24 protein-coding genes and 1 tRNA gene are annotated in these 25,406 nt (G+C 70.6%); 12 read left to right on the forward strand and 13 right to left on the reverse strand.

Going from position 1 to position 25,406, the window contains the following annotated elements:
• Positions 1-169: 169 nt before the first annotated feature.
• Genes ACH54P_RS18185 through ACH54P_RS18205 form a run of 5 tightly spaced genes read left to right on the forward strand, consistent with a single transcriptional unit; the run spans position 170 to position 6,210 of the window.
• Entirely contained in the window at positions 170-817 is a 648-nt protein-coding gene (locus tag ACH54P_RS18185; RefSeq protein WP_489916498.1) for a FadR/GntR family transcriptional regulator, read from the forward strand.
• On the forward strand, positions 814-2,232 hold the full coding sequence (locus ACH54P_RS18190; protein ID WP_489914239.1) for an amino acid permease: 1,419 nt from the start codon (positions 814-816) through the stop codon (positions 2,230-2,232). The genes ACH54P_RS18185 and ACH54P_RS18190 overlap by 4 nt, the downstream gene beginning before the upstream one ends.
• Positions 2,229-3,146, forward strand: a complete 918-nt coding sequence (locus tag ACH54P_RS18195) for an asparaginase (RefSeq protein WP_489914241.1) — start codon at positions 2,229-2,231, stop codon at positions 3,144-3,146. The genes ACH54P_RS18190 and ACH54P_RS18195 overlap by 4 nt, the downstream gene beginning before the upstream one ends.
• Positions 3,143-4,534 (forward strand): aspartate ammonia-lyase, encoded by a 1,392-nt coding sequence (gene aspA / locus ACH54P_RS18200; RefSeq protein WP_489914243.1) that lies wholly within the window; start codon positions 3,143-3,145, stop codon positions 4,532-4,534. The genes ACH54P_RS18195 and aspA overlap by 4 nt, the downstream gene beginning before the upstream one ends.
• 50 nt (positions 4,535-4,584) lie before the next feature.
• Complete coding sequence (locus tag ACH54P_RS18205) at positions 4,585-6,210, forward strand: CocE/NonD family hydrolase (RefSeq protein ID WP_489914245.1); 1,626 nt, start codon at positions 4,585-4,587, stop codon at positions 6,208-6,210.
• Here the strand turns inward: ACH54P_RS18205 and ACH54P_RS18210 are convergent.
• Together ACH54P_RS18210 and ACH54P_RS18215 are read right to left on the reverse strand one after the other, a co-directional pair.
• Complete coding sequence (locus ACH54P_RS18210) at positions 6,200-6,958, reverse strand: metallophosphoesterase (protein WP_489914247.1); 759 nt, start codon at positions 6,956-6,958, stop codon at positions 6,200-6,202. The genes ACH54P_RS18205 and ACH54P_RS18210 overlap by 11 nt on opposite strands.
• On the reverse strand, positions 6,955-7,587 hold the full coding sequence (locus ACH54P_RS18215; protein ID WP_489914249.1) for a GntR family transcriptional regulator: 633 nt from the start codon (positions 7,585-7,587) through the stop codon (positions 6,955-6,957). Before ACH54P_RS18215 ends, ACH54P_RS18210 begins: the two co-directional genes overlap by 4 nt.
• Positions 7,588-7,632: 45 nt before the next feature.
• On the opposite strand from ACH54P_RS18215, the gene ACH54P_RS18220 reads away from it, so the two are divergent.
• Complete coding sequence (locus tag ACH54P_RS18220; protein ID WP_489914251.1) at positions 7,633-8,793, forward strand: aminotransferase class V-fold PLP-dependent enzyme; 1,161 nt, start codon at positions 7,633-7,635, stop codon at positions 8,791-8,793.
• A gap of 54 nt (positions 8,794-8,847) precedes the next feature.
• On the opposite strand, the gene ACH54P_RS18225 is transcribed toward ACH54P_RS18220, so the two are convergent.
• Complete coding sequence (locus ACH54P_RS18225; RefSeq protein WP_489914253.1) at positions 8,848-9,795, reverse strand: SDR family NAD(P)-dependent oxidoreductase; 948 nt, start codon at positions 9,793-9,795, stop codon at positions 8,848-8,850.
• Positions 9,796-9,834: 39 nt separating this feature from the next.
• Positions 9,835-10,971 carry an acyl-CoA dehydrogenase family protein gene (locus ACH54P_RS18230; RefSeq protein ID WP_489914255.1) on the reverse strand — a complete coding sequence of 379 codons (1,137 nt, stop codon included), beginning with the start codon at positions 10,969-10,971 and terminating at the stop codon, positions 9,835-9,837.
• A gap of 61 nt (positions 10,972-11,032) precedes the next feature.
• Here ACH54P_RS18230 and ACH54P_RS18235 point away from each other — a divergent pair, with 61 nt between their 5' ends.
• Entirely contained in the window at positions 11,033-11,449 is a 417-nt protein-coding gene (locus ACH54P_RS18235; protein ID WP_489914257.1) for a cupin domain-containing protein, read from the forward strand.
• Here ACH54P_RS18235 and ACH54P_RS18240 read toward each other — a convergent pair.
• Positions 11,446-11,910, reverse strand: a complete 465-nt coding sequence (locus ACH54P_RS18240) for a MarR family winged helix-turn-helix transcriptional regulator (protein WP_489914259.1) — start codon at positions 11,908-11,910, stop codon at positions 11,446-11,448. The genes ACH54P_RS18235 and ACH54P_RS18240 overlap by 4 nt on opposite strands.
• A 125-nt stretch (positions 11,911-12,035) precedes the next feature.
• Here ACH54P_RS18240 and ACH54P_RS18245 point away from each other — a divergent pair, with 125 nt between their 5' ends.
• Entirely contained in the window at positions 12,036-12,545 is a 510-nt protein-coding gene (locus ACH54P_RS18245; RefSeq protein ID WP_489916500.1) for a carboxymuconolactone decarboxylase family protein, read from the forward strand.
• 333 nt (positions 12,546-12,878) lie between these two features.
• Here the strand turns inward: ACH54P_RS18245 and ACH54P_RS18250 are convergent, their stop codons facing one another.
• Both ACH54P_RS18250 and ACH54P_RS18255 read right to left on the reverse strand, forming a co-directional pair.
• Positions 12,879-13,769, reverse strand: a complete 891-nt coding sequence (locus tag ACH54P_RS18250; RefSeq protein ID WP_489914261.1) for a hypothetical protein — start codon at positions 13,767-13,769, stop codon at positions 12,879-12,881.
• Positions 13,770-13,989: 220 nt separating this feature from the next.
• On the reverse strand, positions 13,990-14,643 hold the full coding sequence (locus ACH54P_RS18255) for a short chain dehydrogenase (RefSeq protein ID WP_489914263.1): 654 nt from the start codon (positions 14,641-14,643) through the stop codon (positions 13,990-13,992).
• An 82-nt stretch (positions 14,644-14,725) separates the two neighbouring features.
• Between ACH54P_RS18255 and ACH54P_RS18260 the strand changes: the two genes are divergently transcribed.
• Positions 14,726-15,763, forward strand: a complete 1,038-nt coding sequence (locus tag ACH54P_RS18260) for a hypothetical protein (RefSeq protein ID WP_489914265.1) — start codon at positions 14,726-14,728, stop codon at positions 15,761-15,763.
• 131 nt (positions 15,764-15,894) lie between these two features.
• Positions 15,895-17,337, forward strand: coding sequence for an MFS transporter (locus tag ACH54P_RS18265; protein ID WP_489914267.1), 1,443 nt, complete (start codon positions 15,895-15,897; stop codon positions 17,335-17,337).
• Positions 17,338-17,349: 12 nt separating this feature from the next.
• Here the strand turns inward: ACH54P_RS18265 and ACH54P_RS18270 are convergent, their stop codons facing one another.
• The 5 genes from ACH54P_RS18270 to ACH54P_RS18290 form a co-directional block, all read right to left on the reverse strand.
• Positions 17,350-17,943 (reverse strand): hypothetical protein, encoded by a 594-nt coding sequence (locus ACH54P_RS18270; protein ID WP_489914269.1) that lies wholly within the window; start codon positions 17,941-17,943, stop codon positions 17,350-17,352.
• 155 nt (positions 17,944-18,098) lie between these two features.
• Positions 18,099-18,341: a hypothetical protein gene (locus ACH54P_RS18275; protein ID WP_489914271.1), complete on the reverse strand. Its 243-nt coding sequence runs from the start codon at positions 18,339-18,341 to the stop codon at positions 18,099-18,101.
• 721 nt (positions 18,342-19,062) lie between these two features.
• Positions 19,063-19,137 (reverse strand) — tRNA-Val (locus tag ACH54P_RS18280).
• 40 nt (positions 19,138-19,177) lie between these two features.
• Entirely contained in the window at positions 19,178-19,639 is a 462-nt protein-coding gene (locus ACH54P_RS18285; protein ID WP_489914274.1) for a peroxiredoxin, read from the reverse strand.
• Between the two features lie 72 nt (positions 19,640-19,711).
• Positions 19,712-20,143 (reverse strand): DUF3052 domain-containing protein, encoded by a 432-nt coding sequence (locus ACH54P_RS18290; protein WP_489914276.1) that lies wholly within the window; start codon positions 20,141-20,143, stop codon positions 19,712-19,714.
• Positions 20,144-20,560: 417 nt separating this feature from the next.
• Here ACH54P_RS18290 and aceE point away from each other — a divergent pair, with 417 nt between their 5' ends.
• Together aceE and ACH54P_RS18300 are read left to right on the forward strand one after the other, a co-directional pair.
• Positions 20,561-23,356 carry a pyruvate dehydrogenase (acetyl-transferring), homodimeric type gene (gene aceE / locus ACH54P_RS18295; RefSeq protein WP_489914278.1) on the forward strand — a complete coding sequence of 932 codons (2,796 nt, stop codon included), beginning with the start codon at positions 20,561-20,563 and terminating at the stop codon, positions 23,354-23,356.
• Between the two features lie 84 nt (positions 23,357-23,440).
• Complete coding sequence (locus tag ACH54P_RS18300; RefSeq protein ID WP_489916502.1) at positions 23,441-24,652, forward strand: alpha-hydroxy acid oxidase; 1,212 nt, start codon at positions 23,441-23,443, stop codon at positions 24,650-24,652.
• Between the two features lie 7 nt (positions 24,653-24,659).
• On the opposite strand, the gene ACH54P_RS18305 is transcribed toward ACH54P_RS18300, so the two are convergent.
• Positions 24,660-25,403 (reverse strand): SDR family oxidoreductase, encoded by a 744-nt coding sequence (locus ACH54P_RS18305; protein ID WP_489914280.1) that lies wholly within the window; start codon positions 25,401-25,403, stop codon positions 24,660-24,662.
• Between the last annotated feature and the right edge of the window lie 3 nt (positions 25,404-25,406).

A 25,406-nucleotide genomic window follows, 5' to 3' on the forward strand; every position in this document is an offset into this window, starting at 1 on the left:
GTTCTGTCCGGTTGTCAGAAGATCCAGCCAAGCGGTGCCGGAGCGGTGAGGTCGGCCACACGCGCGCGGCCCCGCGTTGACACCGCTCCAGCCGGGACTGAGCATCACTCGCATGAACCTGTCTGACAGCCAGACAGCCGGACAAGGTGGTCCCCGCCGGGTGAGCGCCATGGAAGCCGTGCTGGCCCACCTGCGCTCCGCCATCGAGCGCGGCGAGTACGCCGTGGGCGGCAAACTCCCCTCCGAAGCCGCGTTGAGCAGGGACTTCGAGGTCAGCCGCTCGGTCATCCGGGAAGCGCTCAGAGGGCTGCAGGCGCTCGGCATGACCGAGTCCAAGACCGGCAAGGGCACCTTCGTCACCGCGACCGGGCCCGCCGACAACCCCACGTTCGGGCCCTACTCGGCCCGCGACCTCATCGAGGTGCGCCGGCACGTCGAGATCCCCGTCGCCGGGTACGCGGCCGCGCGCCGGGGCCAGGACGACCTCGACCTGCTCGGCCACCTCGTCGAGCGGATGGACGCCGAGACCGACAACACCGCCTGGGTCGCGCTGGACTCGCTCTTCCACATCACCATCGCCCAGGCCTCGGGCAACCCCGTCTTCGGGAAGGTGATCGAGGAGATCCGGGACGCGCTCGCCCGCCAGTCCGCCTTCCTCAACCAGCTCGGCGACCGGCGCGCGCAGTCGAACGCCGAGCACCGGGCGATCGTCACGGCCATCGAGAGCGGCTCCGAGGCGGACGCCGTCGCGGCCATGACCGCGCACCTCACGCACGTCGAAGCCACCCTCACCAGCATCGTGAACGGGGACCAGTGACCGAGCAGACCCTGACCCGCGCCGCGGACGCGGGCGACACCGGCTACCGCAAGGCCCTCAAGCCGCGGCACGTGAACATGATCGCGATCGGCGGCGCGATCGGCACCGGCCTGTTCCTCGGCGCCGGCGGCCGGCTCGCCCAGGCCGGGCCGGCACTGGCGATCGTCTACGCCGTCTGCGGCCTCTTCGCGTTCTTCGTCGTCCGCGCGCTCGGCGAGCTCATCCTCTACCGGCCCTCCAGCGGCGCCTTCGTCTCCTACGCCCGCGAGTTCATGGGCGAAAAGGGCGCGTACGTCGCCGGCTGGATGCACTTCCTGAACTGGTCGACCACCGGCATCGCCGACATCACGGCCATCGCGCTCTACGCGCACTTCTGGTCGTTCTTCTCGCCGGTCCCGCAGTGGGTGCTCGCGCTGATCGCGCTCGCCGTCGTCCTGACGCTCAACCTCGTCTCGGTGAAGCTGTTCGGCGAGATGGAGTTCTGGTTCGCCATCGTCAAGGTCGCCGCGCTCGTGCTGTTCATGGTGATCGGGATCTTCCTGCTGGTGACGCAGACGCCGATCGACGGCGCCGCCCCCGGCCCCCGGCTGATCACCGACCACGGCGGGCTCTTCCCCACCGGCCTGCTGCCGATGGTCCTCATCGTGCAGGGCGTCGTGTTCGCCTACGCCTCGGTCGAGCTGGTCGGCGTCGCCGCCGGCGAGACGGAGAACCCGGAAAAGATCATGCCGAAGGCGATCAACTCCATCATGTGGCGCATCGCGGTGTTCTACGTCGGCTCGGTGGTGCTGCTGGCGATGCTCCTGCCGTGGAGCTCCTACGCGAAGGAGCAGAGCCCGTTCGTCACCGTGCTCGCCCACCTGGGCGTGCCCGCCGCGGACAGCGTGATGAACCTGGTCGTGCTCACCGCGGCGCTGTCCAGCCTGAACTCCGGGCTGTACTCCACCGGCCGCATCCTGCGCTCGATGGCGATGGCCGGGTCGGCGCCGAAGTTCACCGGCGTGATGAACCGCAACCACGTGCCCTACGGCGGGATCCTGCTCACCGCGGCCGTCTGCGTGCTCGGCGTCGGGCTCAACTACCTGGTGCCGAAGGACGCCTTCGACATCGTGCTGAACTTCGCCGCGATCGGCATCCTCGCCACCTGGGCCATCATCGTGCTCTGCCACCTGTTGTTCGTCCGCCGGGCCCGGCGCGACGGCCTCGAGCGGCCGGCGTTCCGGCTGCCGTTCTCGCCGTACACGGAGATCGCGACACTGGTGTTCCTCGCCGCCGTCGTCGTGCTGATGGGCTTCGACGAGACCGGCCGGATCACCCTGCTGGCCCTGCCCGCGATCGTCGTCGCGCTGGTCGTGGGCTGGTTCGCGGTGCGCAAGCGGATCGACATGCGCGAGTTCGACGAGGAGGGCGTGTGAACCACGAACCCCTGGCCGAGCTGGTCCGCGACGGGATGGTCGAGGGCGTCCACCACGGTTCGCTCGTGGTGCTCGCCCCGGACGGCTCGACGCTCTTCGCCGCCGGCGACCCCGACGCCGCGATGTACCCGCGGTCGACGGCGAAGCCGCTGCAGGCCACGGCGATGGCCCGGCTCGGGCTGCGCCTGTCCCCCGCCGGGTTCGCGATCGCGGCGGCCAGCCACTCCGGCGAGCCGGGGCACCTCGACGCCGCTCTCGACGTCCTCGACGGGCGCTCCCCCGACGCGCTCGGCAACCCGGCGGACTTCCCGTTCGACCCGGTCGAGCGGGACCGCTGGCTCGCCGACGGCCGGCCCCCGAGCCGGCTGGCGCACAACTGCTCCGGCAAGCACGCGGCGATGCTCGCGACGTGCGACCTGAACGGCTGGAGCACCGACGGCTACCTCGATCCGGCCCACCCGCTGCAGCGCGCGATCGCCGCGACCGTCGAGGACCTGACCGGCCAGGCCATCGCGAGGGTGGCGGTGGACGGCTGCGGCGCGCCGCTCTTCGCGACGACGCTGCGCGGGCTCGCGACGGCCGTGTCGAAGATCGCCACCGCCGCGCCCGGCACGCCGGACCACCTGGTCGCCGCCGGGATCCGGCGGCACCCGGAGCTGGTCGGCGGCAGCCGCCGCGACGTCACCGCCGTCATGCGCGCGGTGCCGGGGCTGATCGCGAAGGACGGCTTCGAGGCCGTCCAGGTCGCCGCCCTGCCGGACGGCACGGCGATCGCGTTCAAGATCGCCGACGGCGGCGACCGGGCGCGGTACCCGGTGCTGGCCGCGCTGCTGGACCTGTGCGGGGTGGCCGTCCCGCCCGGCCCGGAAAACCTGCGTTTCGCCGGAAATCTGTCTGTGGGGAGCACCGTATGACCACCCGCCGCGAACACGACCTGCTGGGCGACAAGGACGTCCCCGCCGACGCGTACTGGGGCGTGCACACCGCGCGGGCCCGGGAGAACTTCCCCATCACCGGCACCACGATCGCCGTCTACCCGCACCTGATCGAGGCGCTGGCCGCGGTGAAGGAGGCCGCGGCGCGCGCCAACGCCGAACTGGGCCTGCTCGACCCCGGGATCGCCGACGCCATCTGCGCCGCCTGCCGGGAGATCCGCGAAGGCGCGCTGCACGGCGAGTTCGCCGTCGACGTCATCCAGGGCGGCGCCGGGACCTCGACCAACATGAACGCCAACGAGGTCATCGCCAACCGCGCCCTCGAGCTGCTCGGGCACGCCAAGGGCGACTACCACGTCGTCCACCCCAACGAGCACGTCAACCTCGGGCAGTCGACCAACGACGCGTACCCGACGGCGGTGAACGTCGCGACGATCCTCGCCGTCCACGAGCTGTCCGAAGCGATGGTCGTGCTCGAAAAGGCCTTCGCGGCCAAGGCCGTCGAGTTCCACGACGTCCTGAAGATGGGCCGCACGCAGCTGCAGGACGCGGTGCCGATGACGCTCGGCCAGGAGTTCGGCACGTACGCGGTGATGCTCGGCGAGGACCGGCTGCGGCTGACCGAGGCGGCGGCGCTGCTGCACGAGATCAACCTCGGCGCGACCGCGATCGGCACCGGGCTCAACGCCGCGCCGGGCTACGCCGAAGCCGCGTGCCGCCACCTGCGCGAGATCACCGGGCTGCCCGTGCAGACCGCCGCCGACCTCGTCGAGGCGACCCAGGACTGCGGTGCCTTCGTGCACCTTTCCGGCGTGCTCAAGCGGATCGCGGTCAAGCTCTCGAAGAGCTGCAACGACCTGCGCCTGCTGTCGTCCGGGCCGCGCGCCGGGCTGAACGAGATCAACCTGCCGCCGGTGCAGGCCGGCTCGTCGATCATGCCCGGCAAGATCAACCCGGTGATCCCGGAGGTGGTCAACCAGGTCGCGTTCGAGGTGATCGGCAACGACGTCACCGTGACGATGGCCGCCGAGGCCGGGCAGCTGCAGCTCAACGCGTTCGAGCCGATCATCCTGCACTCGCTTTCGGAGAGCATCACCCACCTCGGCGCCGCCTGCCGGACGCTGGCGACGAAGTGCGTCGAAGGGATCACCGCGAACGTCGACGTGCTGCGCTCCTACGTCGAGAACTCGATCGGCCTGGTGACGGCGCTGAACCCGAGCATCGGCTACGCGGCCGCGACGGAGATCGCCAAGGAGGCCCTCGAAACCGGCCGGGGCGTGGCCGAGCTCGTCGTCGAAAAGGGCCTCATCCCGGCCGAGGAGCTGGCGAAGCTGCTGCGACCGGAGACCCTCGCGCGGGCTAACTGAGGTACCGTCGGATCCGGAAGGATCTACTCCACTTCGGAAGGCGGGCACCCGTGCTGGACCGACTTGTCGACAAGTTGCTCGGACTCCCCCGTGCCGAAGGCCCCAAGCCGGTCGTGACGCGCGACCTCGCCGTGCCGATGCCCGACGGCGTCACGCTGCTGGCCGACCGGTACGCCCCGGCCGGGACGACGTCGGCGCCCGTGGTGCTGATCCGCACGCCGTACGGGCGCACGGGCCTGCTTTCGAAGCTGTTCGGGGACACGTTCGCCCGGCACGGGCTGCAGACGGTCATCCAGAGCACCCGCGGCTCGTTCGGCTCCGGCGGCGAGTTCCGGCCCTTCCACCTCGAACGCGAAGACGGCGTCGCGACCGCCGGGTGGCTGCGCGACCAGCCGTGGTGCGACGGCGCCGTCGCCATGGCGGGCGCCAGCTACCTCGGGCACACGCAGTGGGCGGTCGGCCCGTACCTCGACCCGCCGCTGGCCGCGATGTGCCTCGGGGTCACGGCGTCGGAGTTCACCTCGACGTTCTACCCGGGCGGCGTGCTCGCGGCGGACAACATGGTGTCGTGGTCGGCGATGATCGGCCGTCAGGAAGAGCGGTTCGCCGCGCTGCCGAACCCGCTGCAGAAGCGCAGGACGCGGAAGGCGATGTCGTTCCTGCCGCTGAGCCGCGCCGACGTCGCCGCGATCGGGAAGCCGGTGCAGTTCCTCCAGGACATCACCGAGCACTTCGTCCCCGAAGACGACTACTGGGCGATGTCCGACCACAGCGCGGAAGTCGCGAAGCTCGACGTCCCGGTCTCGATGGTGACCGGCTGGTACGACCTGTTCATCGGCTCCCAGCTGCGCGACTTCCGGATCCTCGCCGAAGCGGGCAAGGCGCCGCGGATCACGATCGGGCCGTGGGCGCACGGCGAACCGGCGAGCATGGGCCCGATGATCCGGGACCAGCTCGGGTTCCTGCGCGCGCACCTGCTCGGCGACCGCACGTTCCTGCAGCGGGCGCCGGTCCGGCTCTTCCTCCAGGGCGCCGGCACCTGGCTGGACTTCGAGTCCTGGCCGCCGCCGTCGACCGCGACCGCGTCCCACCTGCGGCCGATCGGCGGGCTCGGCGAGGTCGCCGGCCAGGAGGCGCGGCCGACGACGTTCACCTACGACCCGGCGGACCCGACTCCCGCGGTCGGCGGGCCGCTGCTGACCGGCGAGTGGAAGCAGCGCGACAACCAGGAGGTCGAGGCGCGGCCGGACGTGCTCGTGTTCACCGGCGAGCCGCTGCCGTCGGACCTCGACGTCATCGGCGAGGTGTCGGCGACCGTGCACGTGCGCACCGAGCTCGGGCACGCCGACGTCTACGTCCGGCTCTGCGACGTCGACTCCGGCGGGGTTTCCCGCAACGTCACCGACGGGATCCTGCGGCTGCGGCCGGGCTTCCCGGCGGCCGACGCGGACGGCGTCGTCACCGCGGAGGTCACCCTCGACCCGACGGCCTACCGCTTCCGCCGCGGCCACCGGCTGCGGGTCCAGGTGGCCGGCGGCGCGTTCCCCCGCTTCGCCCGCAACCACGGTACGGGCCAGCCGATCACCGAAGCGGTGGAGGGGAAGCCGAACCGGTTCGAGGTCTTCCACGACGCGGCCCGGCCGTCCCGGATCACGCTGCCGGTCTTCAGCCGCTGACCACCCGGTGGTGGCTGGTCACCCGGCCGTCGTCGTGCAGGACGTGCAGCAGCAGCGACGGCGGCCGCTCGTGGTCCAGCGGCCCGCCGTCGTCCCAGCCGCGGTCCGCACCGGGCTCGACCGGCAGCAGGGACTGCGAGACGACGCCGGGTGCGATGCGCAGCGGCACGCCGGCGAACGTCGTCGACGCGCCGGTGTGCACGTGCCCGGCCAGGAGCGCGACCACGCGCGGGTGACGGGCCAGCACCGCCGCCAGCCGCTCCTCCCCCGTCTGGCGGATCGCGTCGACGAGCGGGACGCCGACCTCGACCGGCGGGTGGTGGAACGCGACGAACGCCGGCCCGTCGCCATCGGCGAGGACGCCGTCGAGCCACTCGAGCGTTTCGTCGGCGAGGAAACCCGCGCCACGGCCGGGGATCGTCGAGTCGCCCATCGCGAACAGCACGCCGCCGACCTCGGTGGCGACGTTGACCGGGTCGTCGGAGCCGGGCAGGCCGAGCAGCCCGGCGCGGAAGGCGGCGCGGACGTCGTGGTTGCCCGGGCAGACCAGCACCGGCGCCGGGTGTTTCAGCAGTTCGGCGGCGCGCTCGTACTCTTCGGCCAGGCCGTGGTCGGCGATGTCGCCGGTGACGACGACGGCGTCGATCGGCTTCGCCAGGCCACCGAGGTAGGCCATCACGGCCGCGACGCGGTCTTCGGCCCGCGGTTCGCCGTCGAGGTGCAGGTCGCTGAGGTGCGCGATGATCATCTTTCGTCCTTCCCCAGGTAGGCCAGCGCTTTCACCCAGTTGCGGACGAGCACCGCGGACGCGGTGGCCAGGTCGCCGTCGCGCAGGGCCGCGGCGATGCGGCGGTGCTCGCCGATGCTCTCCCCGGCGCGTCCCGCCCCGCCGAAGTAGCACGATTCGTACCGCTTGAGCAGCGGTTTGGTCTGCCCGATCAGCCGCAGCAGGTGCGGGTTCGGGCAGCGGGACAGCAGCAGCGCGTGCCACCGGTCGTCCACTTCGGACAGGTCGGCGCCGTCCGCGAGCGCCGCGGTCATCTCGTCGGCGACGGCGTCGAGCGCGTCCGGCAGCCCGGCCAGCTCCAGCGGCGACGTCCAGCGCAGGGCGAGGGCCTCGAGCTCGGCCACCAGCGGGTAGAGCCGGCGCGCCTCGTCCGGGTCGAACGGCGGGACCAGGAACCCGCGGCCGGGGGCGGAGACGAGCAGGCCGCGGTCGGCGAGCCCGATCAGCGCCTCCCGCAGCGGCGTCCGGCTGACGCCCAGCTCGCGGGCCAGGTGCACCTCGTTGACGCGGGCGCCGGCGGCGAGCCGCCCGTCCAGCACGCGGGTGGTGATCTCCTCGATGAGGTCGCTGCGCAGCGGGGTCCGGGCCATGGCCGCAGTATTGCATACAGTACCGACCTACTGTATTCAGTTCGTATGACCTTCGACGTCGAACGCGCCCGCCGTGAAACCCCCGGCTGCGCCGAGGTGGTCCACTTCAACAACGCGGGCGCCGCGCTGCCCCCGGCCGTCGTGACCGACACCGTCGTCGAGTACCTGCGCCACGAGGCGCTGGTCGGCGGGTACGAAGCGGCCGCGGAAGCGGCGGACCGGATGGCCGCGGTGTACGCGTCCGCGGCGCGGCTGCTCGGCGCCGAACCCGACGACATCGCGCTCACCGACAACGCGACGCGGTCCTGGCAGGCGGTGTTCTACGCACTGCCGTTCCGCGCCGGGGACCGGATCTTCACCTCCCGCGCCGAATACGCCAGCAACGCCATCGCGTTCCTGCAGGTCGCCAAGCGCACCGGCGCGGTTGTCGAGGTCATCGGCGACGACGAGTCGGGGCAGCTGGACGTCGAGGAGCTGCGGCGGCGCGTAGACGGCGACGTCAAGCTGATCGCCGTCAGCCACGTGCCCACCCAGGGCGGGCTGGTCAACCCGGCCGAGGAGATCGGCGCGGTCGCCCAGGCGGCCGGGATCCCGTTCCTGCTCGACGCCTGCCAGTCGGCGGGCCAGGTCGACCTCGACGTCACGCGCCTGAAGTGCGACGCGCTTTCGGCGACGGGCCGCAAGTACCTGCGCGGCCCGCGCGGCACCGGGTTCCTCTACGTGCACCCGCGGCTGCGGGAGCGGCTGGAGCCGGCGATGCTCGACCTGCACTCGGCGAGCTGGGAGGCCCCGGACGAGTACGTCGTCGACCCGACCGCCAAGCGCTTCGAGGTGTGGGAGCGGGACTTCGCCGCGGTGGCCGGCCTCGGCGCCGCCATCGACTACGCGCTCGACTGGGGGTTGCCGGCCATCGAGGAGCGCGTCGCCTCGCTGGCCGCGACGCTGCGCGAACGGCTCGCCGAAGCCGGGGCGCGGGTGCACGACGTCGGCGCCCGCAAGTGCGGCATCGTCACCTTCAGCCTCGACGGCACCCCGGCCGCGGAGGTCAAGGCGCGGCTCGCCGAGGCGAACATCAACACGTCCCTGTCGACGCGCACCTCGGCCCAGTTCGACTTCACCGCGCGCGGTCTGCCGGACATGGTCCGGGCGTCGGTGCACTACTACAACACCGAGGACGAGATCGATCTGCTGGTGCGCAAGCTGTGACATCCGGGGCTTCGCCCCGGGCCGGGGGCTCCGCCACCCGGACCCCCAAAGCGTTTAGAAGGCGTTCACACCGGTGAGCTCCGCCGACACCGTCCAGAGGCGTTCGGCCAGTACCGGGTCGATCGCGTAGTCCTTGACGCCGGTGCGCGTCCCGTCCGCCGGCGCGGGCTCGGCGATGTCGCAGTCCTCCAGGTAGACGCCGCCGAGGCCGTCCAGCTGCGGCGAGGTCGCGGCCCAGACCTGAGTCGCGGCGCCCTGCTCCGGCGTCTTCGCGCCGCCGGTGACCTGACCTTCCGCGTCGACCATGCCGGCGTCGACGAGTTCCTGGCGGTCGAGGTAGCGCACGAGGTCGGTGAGGATCCGGCCCGGGTGCAGCGCGAAGGCGCGGACGCCGTGGGCGCGTGCCAGCCGGTCGAGGTGGACGGCGAAGAGGACGTTCGCCGTCTTCGCCTGGCCGTAGGCGAGCCACTTGTCGTAGCCCTGCCGGAATTCGAGGTCGTCGAAGCGGACCGGGCCGTAGTGGTGGCCGCGCGAGGACACCGAAACCACGCGGGAACCGGCGTTGAACGCGGGCCAGAGCCGGTTCAGCAGGGCGAAGTGGCCGAGGTGGTTGGTCGCGAACTGCGCCTCCCAGCCCGGTCCGACGCGGGTCTCCGGCAGCGCCATGATCCCGGCGCTGCCGATGAAGACGTCGATCCCGCGCCCGGTGGCGAGGAACCGCTCGGCGAAGGCGCGGACGCTGTCGAGGTCGGCCAGGTCGAGCTCGTCGACCTCGACGTTTTCGAATCCCTGCAACGCTTCTTCGGCCGTGGCGCGGCGGCGGGCCGGGACGACGACGTGCGCGCCCGCGGCGGTCAGCGCCCGCGTCGTCTCCAGGCCGATGCCCGAGTAGCCGCCGGTGACGACGGCGAGCTTGCCGGTCAGGTCGAGGCCGGCGACGACCTCGGCCGCGGTGGTCCCGGACCCGAAGCCCGAGCCGATCTTGTGCTGTGCGGTGGTCATCTCCCGACGCTATGTCCTGGAGCGGACTCCAGCGCAAGTTCAGTCCTTGAGCAGCTGCCGCGCGATCACGAGCTTCTGGATCTCGCTGGTGCCCTCGTAGATCCGGAACAGCCGGGCGTCGCGGTAGATCCGCTCGACCGTGACGCCGCGGACGTACCCCATGCCGCCGTGCACCTGCACCGCGCGATCGGCGACCCGGCCGAGCATCTCGGTGCAGAACAGCTTCGCCGACGACGGCCCGAGCTTGCGGTCCTCGCCCGAGTCGTACTTCGCGGCGGCTTCGTGGACCATCGCGCGGCCGGCCGCGAGCTCGGCGTGCGACTCCGCGAGCAGCGCCTGCACGAGCTGGTACTCCCCGATCACCCGGCCGCCCTGGCGCGCCGTCCGCGCGTACTCGACGGCTTCGGCGAGCGCGCGTTCCGCCATGCCGACGCACAGCGCCGCGATGTGCAGCCGGCCGCGCGCCAGCGACGCCATCGCGATGCCGAAGCCCTTGCCCTCCTCGCCGACCAGCGCGTCGGCGGACAGCTCGACGTCGTCGAAGACCACCTCCGACGTCCACGCGCCGGCCTGGCCCATCTTGGCGTCGTGCGGGCCGACGGTGACGCCTTCCGCCCCGGCGGGCACCAGGAACGCGGAGATGCCGCGGCTGCCGGTGCTGTCGAGGTCGGTGCGCGCGAACGCGACGAAGACCTCGGCGAGCGGGGCGTTCGTGATGAACCGCTTGGTACCCGACAGGCGGTAGCGGTCGCCGTCGCGGACCGCGCGGCTGGTCAGCCCGCCCGGGTCCGAACCGGCCTCGGCCTCGGTCAGGGCGAACGACGCGATCGCCTGCCCGGCCGCCAGCCGCGGCAGCCAGCGGGTGCGCTGGTCCGGCGTCCCGTAGTGCACGATCGCCTGGCCGGCGATGCCGTTGTTGGTGCCGAACAGGGAGCGGAACGCGGGCGTGGTGTGGCCGAGCTCGATGGCGAGCCGGACGTCCTCGGCCATGCCGAGGCCGAGCCCGCCGTACTCCTCCGGCAGCGCCCAGCCGAACAGCCCCAGCTCGGCGGCCTTCTCGCGGATCTCGGCGGGGATCTCGTCGCGCTCGTCGATCTCCGCCTCGCGCGGCACGACCTCCTTGCGCACGAACTCCCGCACCGCGCCGAGAACCTGCCCGAAAAGCTCCGCGTCCATGCGGGCACGCTACCCGGATCGCTGCCCCCACGGGCACGGCCGGACGCGGTAGCTTGGGCCGATGCGCAGACCGCTCATCGCCGTCCTGGCCGCTTCCGCCGCGATCCTGGCGGTGCCCTCGACCGCGTCCGCGACGCCCGGCAGCGGCGTCACCGGCACGATCCTGGCCCAGAAGACCATCGGGCACACCGACTACACGCTGCGGGAGATCACCGTCCAGCCCGGCGGCTACACCGGCTGGCACTTCCACGACGGCACCCTCTACGCGTACGTGAAAGCCGGGACGCTCACGCACAACCTGGCCGACTGCAGCGTCGACGGCGTCTTCGGCACCGGGCGCGCGTTCACCGAGCAGCCCGACCAGGTGCACATCGGCCGCAACCTCGGGTCGACGCCGCTCGTGCTGGAGGTCCTGTACGTGCTCCCGGCGGGCAGCCCGCTGTCGGAGGACGCGCCGGACCCGGGCTGCGGCTTCTAGCCGGAGAACCACCCCGCGGCGTCCAGCCGGTAGGCCGCGGGGCCGACGACCTTGCGCAGGTCGGCCTCGAGCGCGCTGATCCGTTCGGCACCGACCACGCGGGCCCAGTCTCTTCGCAGGTCGTCGAAGATCTCCGCGGATTTCGCCAGCGCGTCGACGCCGTGCGCGGTGAGCCGCACGATCTTGCGGCGCGCGTCGTCCGGGTCGTCGGCGCGCTCGGCGTACCCGAGCGCTTCGAGCCGCTCGACGGTCTTGCCCGCCGCCTGCTTGGAGACGCCGAGGCGCCGGCCGATCTCCGACGCCGTCGCGCCCTGGACGCCGATGGCCTGCATCGCGAAGCCGTACGAAGGCCGCACGTGGGGGTGGCCGCGGTCCGCGAGCTCGGCGTGCAGGCGGTCGATGAGCGTGCGGAAGCCGCCGAAGAGCAGGAAGGGCAGCTCGTAGCCGGGGGTGTCGGTCATGAGCTCTTGCCAAACTCGACAACCAGGTTTACTGTTTCGACAACCACGTTGTCGATCCTACGTCTGGAGACGTCTTGTTCCCCGATCACACCCCGGAGTCTGCACCCCCGGCCGCCCGCCCGACGATGGCGGCCACCGCCAAGAAGTTCGGCGGCCACGTCCCGGCCGCCGTCGCCCGCCTGGCCACATCACCCGAACTGCTGAACGGCTTCCTGAAGCTGACGGCGATCTTCGACGCGACGACCCTGCCCGCCCTGGACCGCGAGGTGCTGGTGATGACGGTGGCCGCCCGCAACGGCTGCCACATCTGCGTCGCGATGCACACGGCGACCCTGGAACGCCTGTCCGCTTCGCCGGAACTGGTTTCGGCCCTGCGGGCGCAGTCAGCACTGCCCTCCCCGCGGCTGGAGGCGTTGCGCACGTTCGTGCACACGGTGATGGACACGACGGGCGAGGTCCCGCCGGAGGATCTGCAGACCTTCGTCGGCGCCGGCTACACCCCGCGGAACGCCTTGGAGGTGGTGCTGGGCATCGGGACGTACACGCTGTCGACGTACGCGAACCGGCTGGTCCGGGCCCCGCTGGACGACGCCTTCGCCGACCACGCCTGGCACGCATCGTCGGCGTCGGTGTGAAAATCTCGGCCATGAAGTCGCCGCAAGAATCAAGACCTTGAGCAACACTCCATTCACCCGTCAGGGAAACCTTGGATCATAACCAGTCCACGGACGCGCACCCGCGACTCGCACGGGTGATATCCGGAAGTCCACACCGTCCGGCGACACCCTGTTGTCGAGCAAAGCGCTCCGGTGTAACGTCGCAACCCTGCTGACCGACTCGGCAAGAAGAAGCGCTTACGCGCCATAAACAATGGAGATCACATGACAGGCGGAACGGAGGGTGGAGGCGGTTTCCGCCTCTTTCAACCCTGAAAGTAGTTGCTCTTCGAGCAGGCTGTTTGGCGGGAGCTAGACAGCCTGCTTTTTTGTGCGCGGCTGCATGTCGAGCTCGACCCCGATCCGCGTACCGGGAGCCGGGTTCCTGGCAGAAAACGCGACCAGGTAGTCATCACCGTCCCAGCGCTCGTCGATCGCACGCAAGCGGCGCCGAGTGATCGCGGGCTGCACACCGCCGACGTCTTTGAGCCGGATCTCGTAGCGGAAGTCGATCACCTGATTGGTGAAGAGCACATCGAACAACTCGGCCGAACGCGCGCTCCGCAAGTCCGCCGAGAATTTCGGCCACCGCCACTCGACTGTGACCACGTCGCCGCTCTGCACCCGGCTCGTCAAGTGGACGACGACGTTGTGCTTGGGCTTCCCATCGGTGGACTGCACCCACGAGTAGGTCGAATATGCCCGAACATCCCGGCTCTTGCCGCCGCCGTTCCGAAAATAGGCGTACTGCTTGACGCGGCGTTTCGCGCGTTCAGTGAGCGGCATCGACCCGTAGTAGATCGAATTCAGCTTGACGAAGTGCGGCTCCGCATCGTCGACCGGAGAGATCGTCTGCTCGATGCGGATCACACAGTCGCCATTGGCCGAGATTTCGACCGTCTGGCGCCACTTCTTCACATGGAAGGGGTTTTCGAAGGACACGAGGTTCACGTACCGGTTGATCATGTTCGCGTCGCGCTCGATCCGGGCGTAGAGCCGCCTGCGTTCGGCGATTCCCAGCAGCAGCACCAAGAGCGCTGCGACAGCGACCACGGTCACGCTGACCAGACGAAACCAGGTGGTGCCGAAGAGAGTGCTGAGCACACCACCTACGCCCAGGACAGTCATCACAGCCCCACCCAAACGAGCGTAACCGTGCTCTGCGACGTAACCGTCGAGCACACCGATCAGCTTTTCGATCACTCGGCGGCCCTCCCTGGCGGTGCATAGCTCCAATCTCCGCCACTGTAACTCGCGGCAACGGCCGTAATCGGGTTCCGCTCGAACATTGATCGGGCCGTGCCAACGGCATGACCGGACAAATCCTGGACAGTTCGGAACAATCTCACCCGATCGGCCCACAAAGGCGATCGGACGGCATTGCCGAATGTCACCGGTCCGCCAGTACCGTGAAGGGCCGGAACTAGATTCCACCAGAGTTACCCGGAACGACGGTGGTGCCGGTGGCGTCGCCTTCGACCAGGGCGCGGTAGGCGCCGGCGACCACGGCCACCGGCGTCCCGCCGTCCTTTCCCATCGCCGCCAGGGTTTCGCTGATCCAGCCCGGGCTGACGACGTTGATCCGCAGCCCGCGCGGCAACTCGGCGGCGGCGGACCGGACGAACCCTTCGAGCCCGGCGTTGACGAGCGCGCCGAGGCCGCTACCGGGGACGGGATCGTCGAACGTCCCGCCGGTGAGCGTGATCGAGCCGCCGTCGGTCAGGTGCCGCGCGGCGCGGTGGGCGAGGGCGACCTGGCCGAGCAGCTTGCCGCGCAGGTCGTCGAGGACCTGAGCGTCGGTCAGCTCTGCCAGGGGCCGGAGCGGGACGTTGGCGGCGCAGCAGACGACGGCGTCGGCTCCTCTTGCGAACAGCGCGTCGAGGGACGCGGGCTCCGTCAGGTCCGCCTTCACCGGCGAGGTCCGCGAAACCGGCACGACTTCGTGGCGGGGGCGGAGTGCGGTGACGACGGCACGGCCGACGAGCCCGGTGGCGCCGAGGACGATGATCTTCATGCCTTCGACGCTAGCGGCTCCGGCAACCGGATTCTTCTCGGACCGAAAACCCTTGCACCACAACAGGAAGCCGGTTTTTGTCGGTGCCCGCCGGTAGAATCAGGGGTGTTCGGTCGGGGGTTGGTCCGAGGTCCGAGGAGGACGTTTGCGCAACAGGGGGACGTACATCGCGGTGGCGGTGCTCGCGGGGGCGGTACTGGCCGGGGCGCCGGCCACGGCGGCAGCGGCGGAGGGCTGCCAGTGGCGGCAGGCCACCTTGCCGGTGCCGGACGGCTACAGACTGGACCGCCTCGAAAAGGGAGACGGAGCGGGTGCGGTCGCCGGCACCTTGTGGCCGACCACGCACGGCGAGCCGCGCGTGGGCGCGGTGTGGCGGGCGGACGGCGTCCAGGTGCTCGGCACGGCGTTCGGCCTGGACACCGAACTGGTCGACGTGAACGCGGCCGGGGTGGCCGTCGGCTCTTACATGGATCCGCGGGAGTTCGGGGAATTCCCCCTGAACCACGCCGTGCGGTATACCGGCGGTCGCTTCGAGCGGCTGCCCGAACCGCCGGGCTACACCAACAGCATGGCGTGGCGGGTCAACGCCCGCGGCGACGTCGTGGGCTTCGTGGGCGAAACCGCGGCCAACGGGGTGCACCGGCTGGTCCGGTGGCCCGCGGCGGCGCCGGGCACGGTGGAACTGGTGCCGGTGCCGAGCCAGGAGTACGAGGTCGCGGGGGACATCGACGACGAGGGCACCATCGCGGCGGCCTTCGCCTTCTGGTCCACCGGCGGCGGCCTGGCCGGCTACCTGCTGCCGGAGACCGGCGATCCCGTCAGCCTCACGTCGCCGGTTTCCGCCGGCGACGTCGTTCCGACGGCCGTCAACGCCGACCACGTCGCCGGGTACGCCGGTGATGGCGGGGCCGCGTACCTGTGGCGGCGCGACGGTTCGGTCGAGCGGGCGCTGCCCGGTCTGCGGTCCCCGGACGCGATGAACGCCGCCGGTGACGTCGTCGGTTCCGGGCCCTACGGGGAGACGGTGCTCGCTCCCGCCGACGGCGGTCCCACGCAGGTCGTCGTCCTGGGCGGCCAGGACGTCCAGGTGAGCGACGTCACCGAGAGCGGCGACGTGCTCGGCAGCGCCACGGTGTACATGCCGGAGCGCACCAAGGCGCCGGTGCGCTGGCACTGCGGCTGACCACTGTCACGGCCGTCCCGGCGGGTTCGCCGGGACGGCCGTGACCGGCGCGGAAATGTTTCCGACCCCGTGTCCGGTCCTCCCCCACGGCTCCGACCCCTCGGTGATCGCACCACTGAGAAGGAGTCGAAATGGACAAGCCGGCCGGACGGCGGGAGTGGCTGGGGCTGACGGTGCTCGTGCTGCCCACCCTGCTCGTCGCGATGGACATGACCTCGCTGTTCCTCGCGCTGCCGCAGCTCAGCGCCGACCTGGGGGCGAGCGCCACCGACCAGCTGTGGATCACCGACAGCTACGGCTTCGTCGTCGCCGGGTTCGTCATCACCATGGGCACCCTCGGCGACCGGATCGGGCGACGGCGGCTGCTGCTCACCGGCGGGGGCGCCTTCGCGGCGCTCTCCGTCGTCGCCGCGTTCTCGACCAGCCCCGAGATGCTGATCGTGGCCCGCGGAGGACTCGGCGTCGCCGGAGCGACGCTGATGCCGTCGACGCTCGCGCTGATCACGAACATGTTCGCCGACGGACGGCAGCGCGGGAAGGCGATTTCGATCTGGGCGACCTGCCAGTTCGCGGGTGGCGCGGCCGGCCCGGTGCTCGCCGGGTTCCTGCTCCAGCACTTCCCGTGGGGCTCGGTGTTCCTGGTCGCCGTGCCGGCGATGGGCGTGCTGCTCGTCGCCGGCCCGTTCCTGCTGCCCGAGTTCCGCGCCCCCGCGTCCGGGCGGCTGGACTTCGCCGGTGTCGCGCTCTCCCTGTCCGCCGTGCTGCTGGTCGTGTTCGGCCTCAAGCAGCTGGCCGCCGGCGAGCTGGTGGTGCCGCTCGGGGCGATCGCGGCCGGGACGGTGCTGGGCCTCGTCTTCGCCCGCCGTCAGCTGACGACGTCGTCGCCGCTGCTGGATCTGCGACTGTTCCGGAACCGTCCGTTCACGGCGGTGCTGGTCGCGCTGGTGTTCGCCGGGGTCGCGATGGCCGGGGTGGGCCTGCTCGTCACGCAGTACCTGCAGAGCGTCCTCGGCTACTCGCCGCTCGCCTCGGCGGTGCTGTTCGCGCCGATGGGCCTGGGCGTCGCGGCGGGCACGATGTTGGCGCCGTCGCTGACCCGCTGGACGTCCCCGGCGACGGCGATCGCGAGCGGCCTGGCAGTCTCCGCGGCGGGAGGCCTGCTCCTGGCCTTCACCGACGGCCTCGCGCCGGTCATGGTGGGCATCGCGGTGCTGACGCTGGGGACGGGCCCGCTGTTCGCGCTCGGCATCGGCCTGGTGGTCGGATCGGTGCCCCCGGAGCGCGCCGGCTCGGCCGCGGCAATGGCGGACACGGGCAACTACCTCGGCGGCTCCCTCGGCATGGCCCTGATCGGCCTGACAGCGGCAGCGATCTACCACGGGATGTTCCCGGCAGGCACCACCCTGGCGGCTGACGTCACCCACCCAGAGGCGGCAAACCAGGCGAAGGAAGCGTTCACGGCAGCGTTGAACGTGACAGGCCTGATCGCGGCGGCGCTGTTCGCGGGCTTGGCTCTGCTGGTGACGACGATGCGCCGCACCGGGGCTGCCGCGCAGCCGGCGATGGCCGAGTGACGAGCCCGGTCGTCAGGACTTTGGCGTAGTCAGGGGCTGTGTGTCCTCGGTGTCCGTCCTCGGCTCCGGGGCGGCGGCCAGGACGATGGCGTCCTTACCCGCTGCCCCCGGCGGCTCGTCGGGGGCGGCTTTCGGCTGGAGGTCGTTGGCCGTCCGAAGCGAACCGGCCAGGAGGAAGAGCAGGGCCGACGAGCCGAGGGTGATCGCCGTGGTGGCGAAGATCAGGGAGTTCCCGGCGAGCCCGATGCCGAGGGGAGTCCCGGGCATGACCAATCCCCACGCTGCGGCGGCGACCGCCGCGGTGAAGCATTCGAGCAACGGAACGCCGGTGGAGCGCGAGGTGCTCATCTCGACTTTCGCCTGCCGGTAGGTCACCAGGGGGATGGCGATCGCCAGGATCACGAAGACCGCGTAGCTGCCCCAGCGCAGCGGGCCGTACTGGCGGTCGACATTCGCGGCGACCAGGACACCGACGAAGGCGGTGTACACGGTCAGAGCCTCGCTGGGTATCGCTGCGACGAGGGCTTTCCCGGCCGAGGTGACCGGCTCACCGCCCGGTGTCGTGTCACGATCGACGGCCATGGCGCCCAGGCTGATCCCGCTCATGTCTCCTCCGCCCTTTGCGTTGCGTACGTTCCCAGGTAACCAGGGTGAGAGGAGGAGAGGATCGCGCACCAGGGCCAATGGACCCGAGCCGGGGTTCAAGCGTTCAGTTCGGCGAGCCCGGGCATGCGGAGCTGGAGCGAGACCGACCGAGTCCGTCATCTTCGGTCGAGCAGGGTCAACACGTCTGCTTGCAGTTGCGCGTGGATCGCGGTCACACCGTAGTAGCGGTCCACCGTGTCCAAGCAGGCAAGGTACAGCATTGATTCGTCGCTGGGCAGGAACAGCGCCTCGTGCACAGTCGGCAGATCCGCCAGCGGCCGGTACAAGTGGCCGTAGTAAAACCGATTGAATTCGGCTACCGAACGGAACCCCGGCAACTGAGCCGAGTCGACGAACATCGCACCGCCGACGCCGGGCAGGTAAGCGCGGACGGCGCTCGCCGGGTCGTCGAATCTGCCGGCATAAATCTCCCCGGGTTTGATCCGGTACTTGACTCGACTCCAGCCAACAGCTGGACGGGCTGAATGTCGTTCTTCACCAGGAAGTCACGAGCGTAGCCGCCGAGTCGCTTCAATCGTCTTTCCGCCTCGACCCGCGCATCAGCGTTCTTGCGGAAAACGTATTCGCCGGCCGCCAGACCTTCCGCAGCTGCGTCAGCTGCCATCGCCCGATCCCGGACCGCTTTGTCCAGCTCCTCTTCGAAGTACGACACTCGCGCTCCTCCAGTCCCTGCCAACGGGGTTGCGAAACGCAGGGTCTGCAGACATGGCCGAGCTGTTACGGCACTCCGAGGCAAGCACTCGTTCGGACCAGCTCGGTCATCGAGGATGCACCCTGGCCGCTCGATCCGGCGGAAACCGAGAGGTGAGGTAACTCACCCGAACGGCTTAACCCGGGAAATCCGGAGCGACCAGTCCGCTATGGCTGCCACTGAGCGGCGCCTCCGGTGACGGACGGGTCGACGGTCCCGCTCAACGGCTCACGCGCGTGAACGTCGCCGACACCCAGCCGCCGACACGGGCGCAGAGGCCGCCCGACCGACTTCGACGGGCAAAAGCATCCGGAGACGCCAGGGACATCCTGAAGGGCGAAGGACCGGCGATGATTCACCGGGAAGCGTGGTGGGCGCAGCAGGGTTCGAACCTGCGACCGCTCGGGTGTAAACCGAGTGCTCTTCCGCTGAGCTATGCGCCCGGTCGCGACGGCTCCGCGCTGGAGCCGTCGCGAGGGAAACTCAAGCCAGTTCGGCCACGGCCTTCTTCCAGCCCTGCTGGTCGCGGGCCTCGCCCGGGGCGTTGACCTCGGCGAACCTGACCACGCCGGACGTGTCGATCAGGAACGTGCCGCGGACCGCCAGGCCCGCCTGCTCGTTGAACACGCCGTACGCGCGCGCCACCTCGCCGTGCGGCCAGAAGTCGGACAGCAGCGGGAACTGGTAGCCCTCCTTCTCGGCCCACGCCTTCAGCGAAAACGGCGTGTCGACCGAGACGCCCAGGACCTGGACACCCTTGTTGTCGTAGTCCGCGAACTCGTCGCGGAGCTGGCACAGCTCGCCGGTGCAGATGCCGCTGAACGCGAACGGGTAGAAGACCAGCAGAACCGGCTTGTCACCCCGGAACGACGACAGCTGGACCGGCTGCTTGTTGTAGTCGTTGAGCGTGAAGTCAGGGGCCTCAGAACCGACCTCGACGGTCATACCGCGTTTCCTCTCCCGAACGGACACGTGCCTGCGACGACAACCCTATCGTGTCCGCCCGGCGAGACCGGCTCAGCGCTGCTTCGACTTCGACTTCGGGGACACCAGCCTCGTGCCGATCCAGTTGGCCCCGACGCTCATGTTGGCGGTCTGGGCCAGGCCCACGGCCGGCACGGCTTCGGCGATCTCGCTCGGCTCGACGTGCCCGGGCTGCCCGTTCTTCGGGGTGAGCACCCAGATGACGCCGGTCTCCTCCAGGGGGCCCCTGGCGTCGATGAGCGCGTCGCCCAGGTCGCCGTCGTCCTCGCGCCACCAGAGCAGCACCACGTCGATGACCTCGTCGGCGTCCTCGTCGAGGATGTCCCCGCCGATCTGCTCCTCGATCGCCGCGCGGACGTCGTCGTCGACGTCCTCGTCCCAGCCGATCTCCTGGACCACCATCTCGGGCTTGATGCCGAGCCTCTCGGCGACGCTGGTCTGATCAGCGTCTCCCGCGGCGACCACTGTTTTCACTCCTCCAACTACGACGGAGCGTGGCGTTCCACACCCTTCTCGAGGGTACGGCTTCGCCACACTCGGCTACCCGGTTGCCGATAGCGAACACTGGTGCGGCTCTGCGCGCAACCGTCCACACCGGATCTGTGACAACTCGTGTCGCAGGATACGGCCCGCGGGGGACCTCCCGCGACGGCGTTTCGGGTACCTCGCGAGACCGCTCTGCCACCCGGTCGGGGGGCGTCCCCTAGGGTGGGGAGGAAGAAACCGCGCGCGCGATACACCGCGCGCCGGGAGTGACTCGACCGGGTCGGCCGATGTTACCGCCAAGTAGCGGTGCGGAAGCCGGGACGGAGGACGACGATGGAGAGTCGTACACCCCCGCGCACGAGCACCACCGGCTACAACTTTTCGCAAGGAGACCCCTTGGCCCCGCAGAACGACGGCGCCTCCGGCAAGGAGACCCCGGCACGCGTACGCGTCATCCGTGACGGATTGGCGGCGCACCTGCCCGACATCGACCCGGAGGAGACCGCCGAGTGGCTGGACTCCTTCGACGAAGCTCTCGCGAGGGGCGGTCAGCAGCGGGCCCGTTACCTGATGCTGCGCATCCTCGAGCGGGCCCGGGAGCGGAACGTCGGCGTCCCCGCCCTGACCTCGACGGACTACGTCAACACCATCCCCACCGAGAACGAGCCCTGGTTCCCCGGCGACGAGGACATCGAGCGCCGCTACCGCGCCTGGATCCGCTGGAACGCGGCGATCATGGTGCACCGGGCGCAGCGCCCCGGCGTCGGCGTCGGCGGGCACATCTCGACCTACGCCTCCTCGGCCGCGCTGTACGAGGTGGGCTTCAACCACTTCTTCCGCGGCAAGGACCACTCCGGCGGGGGCGACCAGATCTACATCCAGGGTCACGCCTCCCCCGGCATCTACGCCCGCGCCTTCCTCGAAGGCCGGCTGAGCGAGTCGCAGCTCGACGGCTTCCGCCAGGAGTACAGCCACGCGGGTGAGGGCGGCGGCCTGCCGTCGTACCCGCACCCGCGGCTGATGCCGGACTTCTGGGAGAACCCGACGGTGTCGATGGGCCTCGGCCCGATGAACGCCATCTACCAGGCGCGGTTCAACCGCTACCTGCGCGACCGCGGCATCAAGAACACCGACGACCAGCACGTCTGGGCGTTCCTCGGCGACGGCGAGATGGACGAGGCGGAGTCGCGCGGCCTGATCCACGTCGCGGCCGGCGAAGGCCTCGACAACCTGACCTTCGTGATCAACTGCAACCTGCAGCGGCTCGACGGCCCGGTGCGCGGCAACGGCAAGATCATCCAGGAGCTGGAGTCGTACTTCCGCGGCGCCGGCTGGAACGTCATCAAGGTCATCTGGGGCCGCGAGTGGGACTCGCTGCTGCACGCCGACCGCGACGGCGCCCTGGTCAACCTGATGAACGTCACCCCGGACGGTGACTACCAGACGTACAAGGCCAACGACGGCGCCTTCGTCCGGGAGCACTTCTTCGGCCGCGACCCGCGGACGAAGGACCTGGTCAAGGACCTCTCCGACGCCGACATCTGGAACCTCAAGCGCGGCGGCCACGACTACCGCAAGGTGTACGCGGCGTACAAGTCGGCGCTGGAGCACCACGGCCAGCCGACGGTGATCCTGGCCCACACCATCAAGGGCTACGGCCTGGGCCCGGCGTTCGAGGGCCGCAACGCCACGCATCAGATGAAGAAGCTCACCCTCGACGACCTGAAGCTGTTCCGCGACTCGCAGCGGATCCCGATCAGCGACGAGGAGCTCGAGCGCGACCCGAAGCTGCCGCCGTACTACCACCCGGGCGCGAACTCGCCCGAGATCGAGTACATGATCGGCCGCCGCAAGGCGCTCGGCGGCTTCCTGCCGGAACGGCGCCCGAAGGCCGCGAAGGCGCTGGTCCTGCCGGGCGACAAGGTCTACGAGGGCATCCGGAAGGGCTCCGGCAAGCAGGAGGTCGCCACGACGATGGCGTTCGTCCGGCTGGTCCGCGAGCTGGCGAAGGACTCCGAGATCGGCAAGCGCGTCGTCCCGATCATCCCGGACGAGGCCCGCACCTTCGGCCTCGACTCGATGTTCCCGACGGCCAAGATCTACAACCCGCACGGCCAGACGTACACGTCGGTCGACGCGAGCCTGATGCTGGCCTACAAGGAGTCCGAGAAGGGCCAGCTGCTGCACGAGGGCATCAACGAGGCGGGCTCGACCGCGTCGTTCACCGCCGTCGGCACCTCGTACGCCACGCACGGCGAGCCGATGATCCCGATCTACATCTTCTATTCGATGTTCGGGTTCCAGCGGACCGGTGACGGCCTGTACGCCGCCGCCGACCAGATGGCCCGCGGGTTCGTCCTCGGCGCCACCGCCGGCCGCACCACCCTGACGGGTGAGGGCCTGCAGCACGCGGACGGGCACTCGCTGCTGCTGGCGGCGACGAACCCGGCCGCGGTGGCCTACGACCCGGCGTGGTCGTTCGAGATCGCGCACATCGTCAAGGACGGCCTGCGCCGGATGTACGGCGAGACCGGCCCGGACGGCAACGGCGAGAACGTCTTCTACTACATGACGATCTACAACGAGCCGTACCAGCAGCCCGCCGAGCCGGAGAACCTCGACGTCGACGGCCTGCTCAAGGGTCTGTACAAGTACGCCGACGCCCCTGAGGGCGACGGCCCGGAGGTGCAGATCCTCGTCTCGGGCGTCACGATGCCGGACGCGCTCAAGGCGCAGAAGATGCTGGCCGAGGACTGGGGCGTCCGGGCGGCCGTGTGGTCGGCGACGTCGTGGACCGAGCTGCGGCGCGAAGCCGTCGAGATCGACCACGACAACCTGCTCTACCCGGGCAGCGAGCCGCGCGTGCCGTACGTCACCGAGGCGCTTTCCGGCAGCAACGGGCCGGTCGTGGCGGTGTCGGACTGGATGCGCGCGGTGCCGGACCTGATCCGCCCGTACGTGCCGACAGACATGCTGACCCTCGGCACGGACGGGTTCGGCTTCTCCGACACCCGCCCGGCGGCGCGGCGGAAGTTCCTGGTCGACGCCGAGTCGATCACGGTCGGCGCGCTGTCGATCCTGGCCAAGCGCGGCGAGGTCGACCACGCGAAGGTCCTCGAGGCGGCCACGAAGTACCGGCTCGACGACATCTCGGCCGCCGGGCCGCAGACGTCGGATGCCGGCAACGCGTGACCTGGTGCTAGAAAGGGACCCGGCAGACATCCGATGTCTGCCGGGTCCCGCTGGCCGTCCAGTCCGTTCAGGGAGTTGATGAAGGTGACGAAGCGCCGCCTGCCGAAGCCGGACGAGCTGAAGCAGATCCTCCGGCCGAAGCCGATCGTGCTCAACCCCACCGACCGGCGGCTGGCGAACGCGCACACCATCGCCGACCTGCGGATGATCGCGCGCAAGCGGACCCCGCGGGCGGCGTTCGACTACACCGACGGCGCAGCCGAGCTCGAAGACAGCCTGCGTCGCGCCCGGCAGGCCTACCGGCGCATCGAGTTCCACCCGAACGTGCTGCGCGGGGTGTCCGATGTGGACACCACCCGCGAGATCCTCGGCAAGACGTCGGCGCTGCCGTTCGCCTTCGCCCCCACCGGGTTCACCCGGATGATGAACCACGAGGGCGAGGCCGCCGTCGGCCGGGTGGCCCAGCGCAACGGCATCCCGATGGGCCTGTCCACGATGGCGACGACGTCGATCGAGGACCTCGCCGCGGCGGCGCCCGAGGCGCGCAAGTGGTTCCAGCTCTACGTCTGGCGCGACCACGGCGCGGGCGAAGATCTGATGAATCGTGCGTGGGAGCACGGCTACGACACGCTCATGCTGACCGTGGACACCCCGGTCGGCGGCGCGCGCCTGCGGGACGTCCGCAACGGGCTGACCATCCCGCCGGCGCTGACGCTCAAGACGTTCCTCGACGGCGCGCTGCACCCGGCGTGGTGGTTCAACCTGCTCACCACCGAGCCGCTGACGTTCGCGTCGCTCAACCACTTCGACGGCACCGTCGCCGAGCTGCTGAACAAGCTGTTCGACCCGACGCTGAACTACGACGACCTCGACTGGGTCCGCCGCACCTGGCCGGGCAAGCTCGTGGTCAAGGGCGTGCAGAACGTCGAGGACGCGCGCGACGTCGTCAAGCACGGCGCCGACGCGGTCCTGCTGTCCAACCACGGCGGCCGCCAGCTCGACCGCGCCCCGACGCCGCTGGAGCTGCTGCCCGCGGTGCTGGACGAGCTCCAGGGCGGCGCCGAGGTCTGGATCGACACGGGCATCCTCTCGGGCGGCGACATCGTGGCGGCGATCGCCCGCGGCGCGGACGCGGTGCTGATCGGCCGCGCGTTCCTGTACGGCCTGATGGCCGGCGGCGAGCGCGGCGTCCAGCGCTGCGTGGACATCCTCCGCACGGAGATGGTCCGCACGATGCAGCTGCTCGGCGTCCGGACGCTGAAGGACCTGACGCCGAGCCACGCCACCCTGCGCTAGACCCGCGTTAGACCTGCGCCTGGCCGCCGTCGACGAAGAATTCGACGCCGTTGACGAAGCTCGCCTCCTCGGAGGCCAGGAACAGCGCCGCGGCCGCGATCTCCGAGGGGTCGCCGAGGCGGCCCAGCGGGACCTCCGCCACGAGGCCGTCGACCAGGCCCTGCTGCGCGTCGTCGGGCACCAGGCCCAGCAGACCCGGGGTGCGCGTCGGTCCCGGGCTCAGGACGTTGACCCGCGTGCCCGTCCCCTTCAGGTCGAGCGCCCAGCTGCGGGCGAAGTTGCGGACCGCCGCCTTCGTCGCCGCGTAGACGCTGAAGGCCGGGCCGACCCGCGTCGACGTCGTCGAGCCCGTGAGGATGATCGACGCGTTCGCGTTCAGCAGCGGGAGTGCCTTCTGCACGGCGAAGAGCACGCCCTTGACGTTGGTGCCGAACGTCGCGTCGAACTGCTCCTCGGTGATTTCGCCGAGCGGGGCGAAGCTCCCGCCGCCGGAGTTGGCCACGACGACGTCCAGCCCGCGGCCGCGCTCGGCCACCGCGCGGTAGAGCTCGTCGAGGTCGGCCAGGTTCGCCGAATCCGCCCGGACCGCCGTCACCCCGGCGCCGATCTCGGCGACCGCGTCGTCGAGGGCCTCCTTGCGACGGCCCGTGATGAACACGTGCGCGCCTTCGGCCGCGAAGCGCTTCGCGATGGCCAGCCCGATGCCGGTGCTGCCACCGGTCACGACGGCGGTCTTGTTCTCCAGGTTCACGCT

Source organism: Amycolatopsis sp. N2S4-7 (assembly GCF_058119595.1).